The 14,700-nt window shown below is 39.0% G+C and carries 15 protein-coding genes and 1 pseudogene; 15 read left to right on the top strand and 1 reads right to left on the bottom strand.

Features of this window, described 5'->3' with window-relative positions; translation table 11 throughout:
• Window positions 1-130: 130 nt before the first annotated feature.
• Window positions 131-928 carry a GNAT family N-acetyltransferase gene (locus tag AA0X95_RS13980; RefSeq protein WP_413298772.1) on the bottom strand — a complete coding sequence of 266 codons (798 nt, stop codon included), beginning with the start codon at window positions 926-928 and terminating at the stop codon, window positions 131-133.
• A gap of 161 nt (window positions 929-1,089) precedes the next feature.
• On the opposite strand from AA0X95_RS13980, the gene AA0X95_RS13985 reads away from it, so the two are divergent.
• The 15 genes and pseudogenes from AA0X95_RS13985 (at window position 1,090) to eat (ending at window position 14,623) form a co-directional block, all read left to right on the top strand.
• A complete protein-coding gene (locus AA0X95_RS13985) occupies window positions 1,090-2,520 on the top strand; it encodes a histidine kinase N-terminal domain-containing protein (protein ID WP_413298774.1) in 1,431 nt (476 codons plus the stop codon).
• 2 nt (window positions 2,521-2,522) lie between these two features.
• On the top strand, window positions 2,523-3,095 hold the full coding sequence (locus tag AA0X95_RS13990; protein WP_413298776.1) for an ANTAR domain-containing response regulator: 573 nt from the start codon (window positions 2,523-2,525) through the stop codon (window positions 3,093-3,095).
• A 116-nt stretch (window positions 3,096-3,211) separates the two neighbouring features.
• The gene (eutS, locus tag AA0X95_RS13995) at window positions 3,212-3,553 is read left to right on the top strand and encodes an ethanolamine utilization microcompartment protein EutS (RefSeq protein WP_413298778.1); all 342 of its coding nucleotides are present in this window, start codon (window positions 3,212-3,214) and stop codon (window positions 3,551-3,553) included.
• A gap of 22 nt (window positions 3,554-3,575) precedes the next feature.
• A complete protein-coding gene (locus AA0X95_RS14000; protein WP_413298780.1) occupies window positions 3,576-4,073 on the top strand; it encodes a EutP/PduV family microcompartment system protein in 498 nt (165 codons plus the stop codon).
• 133 nt (window positions 4,074-4,206) lie between these two features.
• Window positions 4,207-5,673, top strand: a complete 1,467-nt coding sequence (locus AA0X95_RS14005) for an ethanolamine ammonia-lyase reactivating factor EutA (protein ID WP_413298781.1) — start codon at window positions 4,207-4,209, stop codon at window positions 5,671-5,673.
• The gene (locus AA0X95_RS14010; RefSeq protein ID WP_413298782.1) at window positions 5,670-7,046 is read left to right on the top strand and encodes an ethanolamine ammonia-lyase subunit EutB; all 1,377 of its coding nucleotides are present in this window, start codon (window positions 5,670-5,672) and stop codon (window positions 7,044-7,046) included. The genes AA0X95_RS14005 and AA0X95_RS14010 overlap by 4 nt, the downstream gene beginning before the upstream one ends.
• Window position 7,047: 1 nt before the next feature.
• Complete coding sequence (eutC, locus tag AA0X95_RS14015; protein ID WP_413298783.1) at window positions 7,048-8,010, top strand: ethanolamine ammonia-lyase subunit EutC; 963 nt, start codon at window positions 7,048-7,050, stop codon at window positions 8,008-8,010.
• Between the two features lie 14 nt (window positions 8,011-8,024).
• Complete coding sequence (eutL, locus tag AA0X95_RS14020) at window positions 8,025-8,678, top strand: ethanolamine utilization microcompartment protein EutL (RefSeq protein ID WP_413298784.1); 654 nt, start codon at window positions 8,025-8,027, stop codon at window positions 8,676-8,678.
• A gap of 36 nt (window positions 8,679-8,714) precedes the next feature.
• Window positions 8,715-10,238 (top strand): aldehyde dehydrogenase family protein, encoded by a 1,524-nt coding sequence (locus AA0X95_RS14025; RefSeq protein WP_413298785.1) that lies wholly within the window; start codon window positions 8,715-8,717, stop codon window positions 10,236-10,238.
• A gap of 15 nt (window positions 10,239-10,253) precedes the next feature.
• A complete protein-coding gene (eutM, locus tag AA0X95_RS14030; RefSeq protein ID WP_413298786.1) occupies window positions 10,254-10,547 on the top strand; it encodes an ethanolamine utilization microcompartment protein EutM in 294 nt (97 codons plus the stop codon).
• Window positions 10,548-10,578: 31 nt separating this feature from the next.
• Window positions 10,579-11,223 (top strand): annotated as a pseudogene (locus tag AA0X95_RS14035) (phosphate propanoyltransferase); the annotation flags it as partial.
• 240 nt (window positions 11,224-11,463) lie between these two features.
• The gene (locus tag AA0X95_RS14040) at window positions 11,464-11,766 is read left to right on the top strand and encodes a EutN/CcmL family microcompartment protein (RefSeq protein ID WP_413298787.1); all 303 of its coding nucleotides are present in this window, start codon (window positions 11,464-11,466) and stop codon (window positions 11,764-11,766) included.
• The gene (locus tag AA0X95_RS14045; RefSeq protein WP_413298788.1) at window positions 11,741-12,106 is read left to right on the top strand and encodes a BMC domain-containing protein; all 366 of its coding nucleotides are present in this window, start codon (window positions 11,741-11,743) and stop codon (window positions 12,104-12,106) included. Before AA0X95_RS14040 ends, AA0X95_RS14045 begins: the two co-directional genes overlap by 26 nt.
• Window positions 12,107-12,156: 50 nt before the next feature.
• A complete protein-coding gene (mdh, locus tag AA0X95_RS14050; RefSeq protein WP_413298789.1) occupies window positions 12,157-13,098 on the top strand; it encodes a malate dehydrogenase in 942 nt (313 codons plus the stop codon).
• Between the two features lie 121 nt (window positions 13,099-13,219).
• Window positions 13,220-14,623, top strand: coding sequence for an ethanolamine permease (eat, locus tag AA0X95_RS14055; protein ID WP_413298790.1), 1,404 nt, complete (start codon window positions 13,220-13,222; stop codon window positions 14,621-14,623).
• Window positions 14,624-14,700 lie beyond the last annotated feature (77 nt).

Raw genomic sequence — 14,700 nt, forward strand, 5'->3', positions numbered from 1 at the left:
CAAACATCCCATCCTTTCAATCTTTATCGAGGTTATTATTGCCAAATATATAAAATATATTTACTAAAATCATAATCACTTTTTTAAACTTCCAAATAAATAAAAGCATCGGTTAGAAATTAACCGATGCTTAAGAAAATAAATATTGCCTCATTTCACCACATGCGTTGAAACCCAGTTTCTCATAAAGCCGTTTTCCAGCATGCGTAGAGTGAAGAATAGCCGTTTTGTATCCATCCAGTTTTGCTTTAAGTAAGATGGTTGTCATCATTTCTACCCCGATCCCTTTACCTTGGAATTCAGGTAAGGTTCCTACATTATAAATACCAGCAATACCATTGTGATAAAATATGGTGGAAATAGATACTGGAGTCCCAATGAGATAGCCTACATAATTGGCAATATTTTGGTCCTGTTTAGACATCACTTCTGCCACAGTAGCAGTTAATTCATCTGGAATTCTGAAAGCACTTGACGTGCAGCCTGCAAAAGCTTTACCATCCTGTAGATTGCTTACCTTTTTAATGGTCAGCTCGGGGTAGGTCTCTGTCAATGGGTGAAAGGCTTGTAAATCTATTGCCATTAAAGTGGTACTGGGAATTTGTTGCCCGCCATTTTCTATTAAGGTTTCACCAATGTTGTTGGGCATATCATGATCCCAAACCCGCCATAGAAAGGGGACATTTCGTTCTCGATAATCATTTATGATGTGCTTTACTGATTCGGTAACATTTTTATTAATCGTTGTCTTTATCACGTTATTAAACAAGGGGTGGGGAATGGGAGACTTCACGAGAGACCCATTCTCATTCTCGACCATATTGAATGCAGAAGAACGGTTATTCCAAAATCTCATAAGTTCAACCATATTTTCTTGGGTAATCATAACCACTTCATGATTTTCTAATTCATTTATTGACTGCTTCAAAAAAATCCCCCCCACATTCATATAATTATGAATATGAACTAAATAAGTCTATAGAACGACTAACACTTGCAATTAAACAATAAAATATTAGCTATTTTACACTCCTTATAATGATATATAATATATTTACATAATACTAGTTAAAGCCAGGGGGTAAATGGATGACGCAAGACGAAATAAATGTAGTGTATTCCCTGTGTAAAATACATACAGATCTCTCAGACGATGACATTCAAAAGATAAATGATGTGGTACAAAATCTATCATTAATTGCTGATTTAAATCAAGCAAATGTCTTTATTGATTGTCCAACTAGTGAAAGAAAACATGCGATCGTCGTAGCGGAAGCTTCACCAACAACAGCTAAATCAGTATACAAAAATCCTGTTGTGGGAAAGTTTGCCTACGAAACGTTTGAACCAGCTGTTTTTTATGCGCTTCGAACAGGAAAACCCATCTTCTTGAATCGTGCATTAACACAAGAAGGGAAAAAAGTAGAGCAGAGTGTGGTGCCTATTGAAGGCATTAATAACCGGGTGATTGGGACTTTAATCATGGAAAAGGATATTAGTGATAAGCTTCAAAATCAAGATAAATTGAAAGCGTTAACAGAGGCAAATGAGACACTAAGTGAGCTTCTGCTTGGAATTGCTGAAAATAGTCCGTTTATCCATGAAGTGATTGAAGAGTCATTGTTTATCATAGACTCTGAGTTAAGAATTCAATATGCAAACCCGTCTGCTATGAATCTATTGTTCGAAATGTGTTCCAAAGAGTATAAAAATGGCACTTCCTTTATAGAATGTTTTCCTAACTTACGCGAGGTTTGTTTGCTTCCTGACGAATTACTCATTCAAGAAGTAACTATAAAGAATAAAGTGTTTCAATTGAAAAAGATCGGCCTGGTTCAAAATGATAATAATAGTGGTTCCTTCATTATTTTTCGTGACCTGACTGAGCTCCGGGAAAAGGAACGAGAACTAACTGTTAAGACTGTTGCTATTCGCGAAATCCATCACCGTGTGAAAAATAACCTCCAAACTGTTGCAAGCCTATTGCGGCTTCAAATGAGGAGAGGGGTTCCAGAAGAAAGCAAGGCTCATTTTATTGAAAGCCTTAATCGGATATTAAGCATTGCCTCTGTTTACGAAATTATCCTATCAAATTCTAGTATTGATGATGTTGAGATTTTTAGTTTAATTAAAAAAATAGGCAATATGTTGGTCTTTAGTGATGACCATGATAGTAAAAATATTACAATCACATTTTCAGGGCCTAAACTTTTAATAAAATCAAATGTTGCTGTCTCTGTTGCATTGGTCATTAATGAACTTATTCAGAATTGTGTAAAACATGCTTTTACTGGATTAAATGAAGGTATAATTGCTGTAACCATACAAAATCATACACCTTTGATCAAAGTGCAGGTTCAGGATAATGGTATAGGGTGCCCGACTACCATAAAGCCGTCTTTAGGGTTGGAAATTGTAAAGATGATGATAGAACATGATTTATCAGGTCAATTTAACATCATTGGAACAAGTAAGGGTACAATCGCCACAGTTGAATTTCCCTTAGAAAGGGAGTATTAATCTTGAAAAAAAGAATTATGGTAGTAGAAGACGAGTCAATCGTTCGCTTGGACGTTTCGCTCATGTTAAAGGATGCGGGGTATGAGGTTGTTGCCGAAGCAGCAGATGGGGAAAAAGCTGTTGAATTAGCTTATCAACTTAAACCCGATTTAATCATCATGGATATAAAAATGCCAAAGTTGAATGGGCTGAAAGCAAGTGAAATTATTTCAAATAAATTTGATATACCTATTCTCCTTTTAACTGCATATAGCCAAAAGGAATATATTGAAAAAGCTAAACAGGCCAATATTTTAGGTTATTTAGTGAAACCCATTTCTGAAGCCAATTTAATCCCTGCGGTTGAGATCGCTCTAAGGCAGGCAGAAAACACAAGCCTTTATAAAGAAAAAGTAGAAGAAATGAATAAAGAACTGGATAATCGCAAACTGATTGAAAAAGCAAAAGGAATTTTAATGAAACAATTGAATTTACCAGAAGAAACAGCTTACAATAAGATGAGAAACATCAGTATGAAAAAACAGCTCCCAATGGAAAAGGTAGCTAAGTATATTCTCTTGAAATACCCGAGCTAGACTGATTGATTACAAGTAAATAAACGAAAGCAATGGTGCTTAATAGATTTTATTTTTTAACAAATAAGGTCTATTAAGCATTTTTGTCTTATTGAAAAAAATAGAGAGGTGTTCTCATGAGTGAAGAGAAAAAGAGATTTATTCAAGAATTTGTCCCTGGTAAACAAGTAACATTAAGTCATTTAATTGCTAATCCAGATCCAGATATGTTTGAGAAATTGGGAATCCAGGAAGCTGGTGCATTAGGAATTCTAACATTAACACCGAGTGAAACGGTTATTATTGCCGGGGATTTAGCAACAAAGGCTGCAAATGTAAAATTAGGTTTCCTCGATCGCTTTACAGGCAGCTTAGTTATTGTTGGGAATGTATCAGAAGTAGATATGGCCATGAGGGAAATCAATCGGTTTCTTGCGGATAATCTTCACTATACACCTGCGCAGATTACAAAGTCTTAATTTCTGAATAAGGAGAATACAAATGAAGAACAGGGCAATGCTAATCGGATCCATTGGTGCAGGAAAAACCACCTTAACCAATGCTCTCCTTGGCCGAGAAGTAAAGGCAGTAAAAACACAATCCCTCCTATATTATGATTGGATTGTCGATACTCCTGGTGAATATAGTGAAAACCCATTTTTTTATAAAAATATCATGGCAACTTCACTTGAGGTTACTCATGTCCTGTATATACAGGATAGTACGAAGAAAAAAATGATCTTCCCTCATGGGTTTAGTACAGGGATAAATAAACTTCCGATTGGTGTCGTCACAAAGAGTGATTCTGAAAAGGCGGATATCGAGTTAGCTGTCTCTTTATTAAAAAAGGTAATGGTGAACGGAGGGCCCATTGTCATTACATCTTCCCTTAAAAATGAGGGGATAGAGGAAATTAAAATGCTTATAAGAATGAATTCAATACAGGAAATGAAGGAGTATATCGACAATCATCCTTCCCCATTTATATTTTTTAAATGAAAGCCTTTACAGTATTCAGAAAATAATTTATATTATGGTTAAACAAATGAATTTACAGGCAAAGGCGCCTCTTTTAAACCATCTAATCTTGGATGGTTTAAAAGGGGCGTCTTTGTTTTTGGGGAGATGGGATATGAAATTTATTAGCCCACATAAAGAAGAAATGATCAGTGCTGGAATTGATATCGGAACGAGTACAACTAAAGTAGTGATTAGTAAGTTTACATTGATGAATATGGCGGGAGGGGCACATGTCCCTCGCATCGAGATTATTGATAAACAGGTCGTTTATCGCAGTCCCATTTATCGAACACCACTTCTTTCTCCAACATCAATCGATATCGGGAAAATAGAAGCTTTAGTAAAAGATGAATATAAAAAAGCAGGGGTTGAGCCTAAAGATATTAAAACCGGGGCTGTCATCATCACGGGAGAAACAGCAACGAAGACAAATGCAGAAGTAATGATCCACCAGCTATCTGATCATGCCGGTGAATTTTTGGTAGCCACGGCTGGACCAGATTTAGAAGGGATCATTGCTGCAAAGGGCTCTGGTGCCTATGAGTATTCGAAATCTTCAGGCAAAATCACTGCCAATATTGATATTGGAGGAGGAACAACAAATATTGCAGTTTATAAATCAGGCCGTCTTTGTGGTACTTGTACACTGCATATTGGCGGTAGGCTTATAGAATTTCTTGACTCAAAAATCAAAAGTATTTCACCGCCTGTGAAGAGTCTGCTTAATCATTGGGGGACAGTCATAAATGAGGGACAGTCCATAAGAGTGAATGAAATAAAGAAAATTACTGATTTTATGGCTAATGTGATTGGAAGGATGCTACAAAAGTCGCTTACGAAAGAAGACCAATTTCTTTTATTGGGTCATGAACCTAATTGGCAGGAAGATGTAGAGGCGATTATGTTTTCAGGAGGAGTTAGTGAATGTATATATCGTTATGAAGACGAGTTTGCTAACCCAGCACAATATGATGATATCGGCATGGTACTGGCTGAGTCCTTGAAAGAAAACGAAGTCTTACATAAATGGTCATGGATCAAACCGGAGGAAACTGTAAGGGCAACAGTCTTAGGTGCAGGGTTGCAAACAACGGAAATCAGCGGGGCGACCATTGAGGTAGATAGTAGCCAATTACCACTTAAGAATTTACCGGTTTATCAAATCCGATTTGAAAAGGAGTTTAACCAGGTAGTGGAATCTATTTCGAAAAAAGTGACAGAAGCTATTGATCTATATGATCCCCAGATGGAAGGTCAGAATTTTGCCCTTTATTTTTCGAATATTCCCTATTTGCGCTTTCGAGAAATCGACGAATGGACAGAATGCATCCTTCAGGGGTTAAAACAAAAACCTAATCATTCACAGCCAGTGGTCCTTGTTTTAGATAGAGATTATGCAAAAGTACTTGGACAAACGATTAATCGGAAAGATCCTTCGCAGTCGGTCATCTGCATAGATCAAATTACCGTTGAAAATGGTGACTATTTAGACATTGGGCGTGTACTAGAATCCGATGTCGTTCCAGTCATCATAAAAACCTTAACATTCCAGAATGAAGAAAGGAGGACTTTCAGGTGAGATTAAAAACGAATTATTTCGGCACAGTCTACCAATTTTCCTCATTAAAGGACTTATTTGCAAAAGCAAACGAAGAAAAATCAGGTGACCGCTTAGCAGGTCTTTCAGCAGAAACCGTACAAGAGCGAATTGCTGCAAAGGAAGTATTAAGCAACCTAACACTACATGATATTAGGGAGAATCCACTACTTTCTCCTGATGAAGATGAAGTCTCACGCATTATTGAAGGTCAAATCAATGAACCTATCTATCAATCCATTAAAAATTGGTCCGTTTCCGAGCTCAGGGAGTATATCCTAAATGATTCAACCACTGGTGAGGACTTAAAGCGGTTAAGCAGAGGCTTAAATAGTGAGATGATTGCTGCAGTTGCAAAAATCATGTCCAATTTAGACTTAGTTCATGCAGCAAATAAGATAGAGATTCTATCAAAATGTAATATTACGATTGGTCAAAAAGGAGTGCTTGCTTCAAGACTACAGCCTAATCATCCAACAGATAATGTTGAGGGAATGATGGCGTCAATGAAAGAAGGTCTATCCTATGGAATTGGTGATGCCGTAATTGGAATCAACCCCGTGGATGATTCAGTAGAGAGTGTAAAGAGACTGTTGCATGCTACCCATGACTTTATTCAAAGATGGGAAATACCGACACAAAACTGTGTGCTTGCACATGTCACTGCTCAAATGAAAGCACTTCAGCAAGGAGCTCCTGCAGATATGATTTTCCAAAGCATTGCAGGAACCGAAGCCGCTAACCGTTCATTTGGTATTACTGCTTCCCTTCTAGAAGAAGCTAATGAAATGGCTAAGGTATATGGAACTGGAACGGGTCCACAGCGTATGTATTTTGAAACCGGTCAAGGCTCTGAGTTATCGGCAGAGGCACATTATGGCATCGACCAGATGACCTTAGAATCACGAAATTATGGTTTTGCTCGATACTTTGATCCATATATCGTAAACACAGTGGTTGGCTTTATTGGGCCTGAATATTTGTACAACAATAAACAGGTAATCCGAGCAGGGTTAGAAGACCACTTTATGGGCAAGATGCATGGGATTCCGATGGGAGTAGATATTTGTTATACAAACCATATTAAAGCAGACCAAAATGATATTGAGGATTTAGGAGTGCTTTTAACCGCTGCTGGAGTGAATTTTATCATTGCTGCACCGATGGGTGATGACTGCATGTTGAATTACCAGTCCTTAAGTTATCACGATGTGGCAACCTTAAGACAAACGTTGAATAAGCGCCCTGCTCCATTATTCGAAGAGTGGCTTGAAAAGATGGGGATTTTTGAAAATGGAAAGTTAAGTAAAAAAGCAGGAGATCCAACTATTTTTTCGAGGGTAGGAGGTGTATAGAATGAATCCCGAGTTAGTTGAACAAATTACCAAATTAATCTATGAAAAATTACAATCTCAAACCGTGGTGACCGATGAACAGAGGTCATCAGAAGTAGAGGTGAAGTTTTGGAACCATATTGCAGGTGGTCAACAACATCATTCAGAGAGTGATAACTTTCAAACAATTGAAGAAAAAACGCACCAAACTCTACATGATGTAATTGAAGAGATTAACATAGAATCAAATCCAGTAATTGGAATTGAATCCCCCTTTGATAAAGAGGAGTTAGCATCTTTGATTAGTAAAACGCCTGCAAGAATTGGAGTGGGGAGAGCGGGGCTAAGACCTAAAACGAATACCTGGTTGAAGTTTCGGTACGACCATGCAGCAGCAGTGGATGCTGTGTATGGTAATGTAAATCCTAGTTTGTTAGAAAGTTTATCGCTGTTTAAAGTTAACACAAAGGTCGCTGACAAAGAAGTGTATGTAAGACGTCCTGATTTTGGGCGCAAGCTTTCTGAAGAAGCTAAGCAACTGATCACACAAAAATGCAAAAAATCTCCGACCGTTCAAATCATTGTATCAGATGGTTTAAGTTCAAAGGCGATTGATGAAAACTTAGAGGATGTTTATTTATCTCTTAATCAGGCGCTACAAGGTTTAGGCCTTGATGTTGGGACACCTTTTTTCATTGAAAAAGGAAGAGTAGCTGCCATGGATGATGTGGGAGAGCTGTTAAAGCCAAAAGTTATTGTGTACTTGATTGGGGAGCGTCCAGGTCTTGTGAGTGCGGAATCTCTTAGTGCCTATCTATGCTATGAACCTCGGATAGGGACAATTGAGGCGGACCGAATGGTTGTATCGAATATTCATAAAGGTGGAATCCCGCCGGTTGAAGCTGGTGCCTACCTTGGTACGGTCATTCAAAAAATATTAAAATATCAAGCTAGTGGAGTTTCACTAGTTCAAAAAGAACAATAAGGGAGGACTTGTTTGTGACGTTAGAGCGAATTCATGCAGAAATTTTAGCTGTCCGAATTATCCCAAACGTAGACTCCGCCCTGGCCGAGCAGTTTCAACTGCAACCGTATCATCGAAGCCTGGCCATTTTTACTTCCAGCATCGATGATGTTGGATATACAGCATTAGATGAGGCTACAAAAAGAGCGGATGTAGAGGTTGTTTATGCTCGCTCGTTCTATGCGGGCTCAGCACATGCCTCTGGACCATTATCAGGTGAAATGATCGGCATCCTAGCTGGTCCAACTCCAGATGAAGTGAAAAGTGGAATGGAGGCGGTCATCCAGACAGCAGAAAACGATGCTTTTTTCGAAGCGGTAAATGAGGATAAAAGCCATGCGTTGTATGCCCATGTTGTTGCAAGGACGGGAAGCTATTTATCGAAAGAAGCTGGAATTAAGCAAGGGGAAGCACTTGCATACTTGATTGCTCCGCCACTCGAGGCGGTTTATGGAATTGATGCAGCGTTAAAGGCAGCAGATGTAAAATTAGTTAAATTTTTTGGCCCGCCATCAGAAACGAACTTTGGAGGGGGACTTCTGACCGGTTCGCAATCAGCATGTCAGGCAGCAGCCGATGCATTCCGTGAGGTCATTCTTGATATCAGCAGAAATCCAAGACAAATGTAACTAACTACTATTTTAAAAGAAAGGTGTGTATCCCAGGTGCAGTTTGATCATGATTTACAATCAATCCAAGAAATGCGGGATGCCCTTCACAAAGCAAAGGAAGCGCAACAGAAGTACATGGCGTTTTCACAAGAGCAAGTCGACGCAATCGTGAAGCGGGTAGCGGAGGCTGCTTTTGCTAAATCATTGGAATTAGCAAAGTTTGCGGTTGAAGAAACTAGAATGGGTATTGTTGAACACAAACGTATGAAAAATGATGTCGGTTCAATGGCTGTATACCAATCTATCAAGAATGAAAAGACTGTTGGCATTATTAACGAGGATAATGTTAACAAAGTAATGGAAGTGGCGGCACCATTTGGAGTAATCGCTGGTATTATACCGACAACCAATCCAACTTCAACGGCTATTTTCAAAGCTTTAATTAGCTTGAAAACAAGAAATGGAATAGTATTTAGCCCACACCCAAGAGCAGTTAAATGTACGATAGCGGCATTGGAAATTTGCTTGAGGGCTGCTAAAGAAGCAGGAGCACCAGATGGAATTATTGGCTGGATCTCTAAACCAACAATGGCGGCAACTACTGAATTAATGAAACATCGTGACATTGACTTAATCCTCGCAACAGGTGGGAAAGATTTAGTCCGGGCAGCTTATAGTTCAGGAAAGCCAGCGTATGGAGTAGGCCCTGGAAATGTACCAGTATATGTAGAAAAAACCGCTGACATTGCAAAATCAGTGAAAATGATTGTGGAAAGCAAATCATTTGATCATGGTACGATATGTGCAACAGAACAGGCCATGGTAGTTGATCGTAATGTACAGCAATTGGCAATACGAGAACTTAAGAAAAATGGGGCATATCTGCTAAATGAACAAGAAAAAACTATTTTAGAAAAGGTGATATCCCCGCTTCCTGGAAAATTAAATCCTAATATCGTTGGACAAAGTGCATTGAAAATTGCTGAAATAGCAGGAATCTCTGTTCCTACAGATACAAGGATTTTAGTGGCTGAAGAAACAAGAGTTGGCAAGAATGTACCTTTCTCTATAGAAAAACTTTCACCTATCCTAGCCCTTTACACAGCGGATAGTTATAATCAGGCAAAAGAAATATGCTTAAGCTTGCTAAACCTTGGCGGTAGAGGACATAGTTTATCCCTGCACACGAATGATGACAAGGTAGCAAGGGAATTTGCCCTAGAAATGCCAGTCTCAAGGTTGATGGTAAATACGCTTTCCTCGATTGGGGCGGTAGGTGCTACAACTGGACTCGTGCCATCACTGACACTCGGCTGCGGATCTTTTGGAGGCAATATTACTTCAGACAATGTATCTGCCAAGCATTTAATCAATATAAAAAGACTGGCATATGGAACGAAAGAGGTCATCATTCCAAAGCCAGGCAATCAACCTAGTCAAACAAAATCAGAATCAAAGGAAAATGTATCTGAAATTGTTGAACAGGTTTTAAAACAAGTAAATCTCGCTGGAAATGTAGATCCAAATTTGATTTCTGAAATGGTGAATCAAGTTTTAAAAAAATATCAAATGAACTAATAGGAGGAATGAACAATGGCAAGAGAGTTAACAGCATTAGGAATGGTTGAAACAAAAGGGTTAGTAGCGTCAATAGAGGCAGCTGACGCAATGGTAAAAGCGGCAAACGTTAACCTTATTGGAAAAGTTCAGGTTGGAGGAGGCCTTGTAACTGTATTTGTACGTGGGGACGTAGGTGCGGTTAAGGCAGCAACAGATGCTGGTGCGGCAGCTGCACAACGAGTTGGGGAACTTTTATCTGTACACGTCATTCCACGTCCACACAATGAATTGGAAAGTATTCTACCTAAATTACAAGTTGAACTATAATTTTGAGCTTACTAGGTTAGGAGCATAAATGATGAACAAACAAGCCATTCAAATGATCGTAGAAGAAGTCATTCAGCAAATTTTGAAAAAAAATGTGATGACTCGCAACATTCCGATGGCTATTTCTGCCCGCCACTGTCATGTAAGTCAAAGTGATCTTGATGTGTTATTTGGTAAAGGCTATGAATTAAGTAAAAAGGCTGATTTATCTCAACCTGGTCAGTTTGCTGCAAATGAAACGGTGATGATTGTCGGACCAAGGGGTTCTATTGATAAGGTCAGGATTCTTGGGCCCACCCGTTCGCTTACTCAGGTAGAAGTAAGTAAAACTGACTCGGTTAAATTGGGGGTAAAACCCCCGATTCGTGAATCTGGAAACATTAAAGAATCTGCTTCTATTACACTAGTAGGCCCAAAAGGAAGTATTTTTAAAAAAGAAGGTCTTATCATTGCACAAGCACACATCCATATGAAACCTGAAGATGCTCGGTACTTTGGAGTGGAGAATGGAGAATATGTAAGAATTAAAACGGGTGGTGAACGTCCTTTATCCTTTGAGAGAGTACTCATTCGTGTGTCTGCAAGATATAAGTTGGAGATGCACATTGATACGGATGAAGCAAATGCAGCTTTGATTACAAGCGGAGATATGGGCACTCTAGAGAAATATGAGGAAATGGACGAGGTAAAGAAGGGAAGTTTTGTTAAACAACCCGTAAATCAGACGGCTATTGGGCAACTTAATGAACTAGTCGTTTTTGAGAATAAGCTTTTAACACAGAGAGAAGTACAAACATGGAAGGAACACACAATTACAATATATAAACGTACAATTGTAACCCCTTTAGCACGTGATACCGCAAGAGAGTTAGGGAAAACCATCAAGATAATTGACTAATGATGGGGGATGATTTTTTTGCAAGTAGGTACAGTAATCGGAAATGTATGGGCGACTAGAAAGGAAGACCATTTAACTGGATTGAAATTTTTATTTGTGCAGCCAGAGCTTCCTAACGGAGCGCCAATTCAAACACCCTTTATTGCTGTAGACCGAATAGGTGCAGGGGTTGGGGACAAAGTGATGGTAACTTTAGGTAGTGCTGCAACGAATATGACAGCAGAGACTAGTCTACCTATCGATGCCCTTATTATCGGTATAATTGATTCGATAGACGTTACGGGAGGTGCAGAGCATGGCGAAGGCATTAGGAATGATTGAAACGAGAGGGTTAATTGCCTCCATCGTGGCTGCAGATGCAATGGTAAAAGCAGCCGATGTCAGACTCATAAAGAAAGAAAAGGTAGATGCAGGTCTTGTGGCTGTTTTAGTGGAAGGCGATGTAGGTGCCGTGCAAGCTGCCGTTGATGCAGGCAAGTATGCAGCAGCAAAGGCAGGAGTGCTGGTTTCCGCACATGTGATTCCACGTCCTGATGATAGTGTAGGAGTGATTCTTGCAGAGCAGCCAAAAGAAATTCAAGAAATATCGAAAACAAGTAAAAAGGTAAAGAAAACTTCTATAAAAATTGATACGACACAGGAAGAACCTCCAAGCAACTAAACTATTAATCTAAAAAGCTACTATGATGATAGAAAATGGGGGAGAGAAAATTGGCTTTCAAACGGAGAAAAATAGCTGTAATCGGAGCAGGATTTACTGGCGCAACTGCAGCTTTGATGCTTGCTCAAAAAGAATTAGGGGACGTAGTTCTAGTAGATATTCCATCTCAAAGTGATCCAACCAAGGGGAAAGCACTTGATATGTTAGAAGCAAGTCCTGTTCAAGGCTTTAATTCGAATATTACAGGAACGTCCAATTACGAGGATATCCAAGATGCTGACTTAGTATTAATTACTGCAGGGATTCCTCGTAAGCCAGGAATGAGCCGTGATGATTTAGTTTCTACAAATGCTAAAATAATCGAGCAAGTATCAGAAAACGTGAAAAAGTTTGCGCCTAATAGTTACATTATAGTTCTAAGTAATCCGGTGGATGCAATGACATATGTATGCTATAAAACGACTGGGTTTCCAAAGAATCGTGTAATTGGTCAATCAGGTGTATTAGATACAGCCCGATTTAACACATTTGTAGCCCAGGAATTGAATGTATCAGTTGAGGACATTTCTGGGTTTGTACTTGGTGGTCACGGGGATGATATGGTACCTTTAGTGCGCTTTTCCTATGCTGGAGGAATCCCACTGGATAAAATTCTCCCACCGCATCGGATTGAAGCAATTGTAGAAAGAACGCGTAAGGGCGGCAGTGAGATCGTCAATTTACTTGGACAAGGAAGTGCCTATTATGCACCTGCCGCATCCATGGTTCAAATGTCTGAGGCAATTCTGAAAGACAAGAAACGAATTTTACCTTCTATTGCCTTTTTAGAAGGAGAGTATGGCTATCATGATCTTTATTTAGGGGTACCGACCATTCTTGGTGGAGATGGGATTGAAAGTATTATTGAGATTCCGCTAACTTCTGAAGAGAAAGCAGCATTAGATAAATCTGCACAATCCGTCCAAAATGTAATGACTATTTTTAACAAGTAGTTCAAGTCTATAAATATTGTAAAATAAGGTTTACATTCTCCTAAGTATATTTTTTCAGAAAAAGACCTAACAGTAGTGTAAGCATTAAATTCAAAAATGCTCTTAAAAGGGGACGATGTTATTGGAGAAGGAAAAGAACCATTTGCATAAAAGTCTCACACCTATCCATTTATGGGGTATTGCAGTGGGTATGGTTATTTCTGGTCAGTATTTTGGTTGGAATTACGGGTTCGAACAAGGGGGAACCATTGGCCTTGCCATTGCAGCACTTATAATTACAGTATTCTATACCACATTTATTTTTAGTTATTCTGAGTTATCAACCTCAATTCCACATGCTGGTGGGCCTTCTGCTTATGCGAGAAAGGCAATGGGGCCGTTTATGGGGTTCGTTACAGGTTTAGCTTGTTTACTAGAATTTGTATTTGCTCCACCAGCAATAGCTGTTTCAGTGGGTGCCTACATTAATTTCTTGGTCCCTAGTATTAATGCTGTTTATGCAACAGTTGGAATGTTTATTTTATTTATTTTAGTCAATCTAATTGGGGTAAAGGGAGCTGCGATCATAGAATTGGTGGCCACCATTATGGCACTTATCGGATTAGCTATCTATTATGTGGCAGGGATACCACATGTTCAAACATCAAACATTTTCAATGAAATAGCCTTCTCTAATGGTTGGTCTGGGGTTATGGCTGCAATTCCTTTTGCTATTTGGTTCTTCTTAGCTATTGAAGGCGGTGCGATGGCTGCTGAAGAAGTCCGTGATCCTAAGAAAGATATTCCAAAAGGATTCATATCAGGTATTTTAACACTGGGTGTTGCCACGGTGTTAACATTATTCGTAACGGCTGGTCTCGGTGGAGGTACTGGAAAACCAGCGGATTATCCGCTCCCTCAGGCATTATCAAGTGTGTATGGTGAAGGCAGTATTATTCCTATTACAGTCGCGATTATTGGACTCTTCGGTTTAATTGCCAGTTTACATGGAATTATTATTGGGTTCTCCCGCCAGACGTTTGCCTTGGCAAGAGCAGGTTATTTACCGAAATTCCTATCTAACCTTTCAAAAAGAGGTGTGCCGCACTGGGGTCTGATTGTACCAGGTGCTATTGGCGTAATTGCGGCTGGTTCTGCTAATTTTGCAAATGCCCTAATTATCCTTTCGGTTTTTGGTGCAATTACCATGTATTGTTTAAGTATGGTTTCATTATTTGTGTTAAGAAAGAAAGAACCAAATATGGAGAGACCATTCAAAGTTAGTTATCCAGTTGTACCGGCGATTGCACTTGTTTTAGGAGTGTTTTCTTTCTTCTGTGTTGTTAAATACAGTGTACTAACAACATCTTTACCATTGTTTGGAGTAGAAATTCCTCTAGGGTATGTTATTTTATCCATCTTTGGAGTAGCACTTGTCTACTATTTCTTAGTAGGTTCGAAAAACCTACGACCAATGTCTGAAGAATTTGTATCTATAGAAGACATCACTTCACATGAAGAATTAAAGGATGTTGCAAACAGATAAAATGATTAAAAATTAGCTTAGATTGAGCAGTCTCTATGGGGACTGCTTTTCTATTCTATGAATTTCAGTGAATATAA

The sequence above is a fragment of the Neobacillus phoenicis genome (assembly GCF_047302305.1).
Taxonomy (GTDB): Bacteria; Bacillota; Bacilli; order Bacillales; family Cytobacillaceae; genus Neobacillus.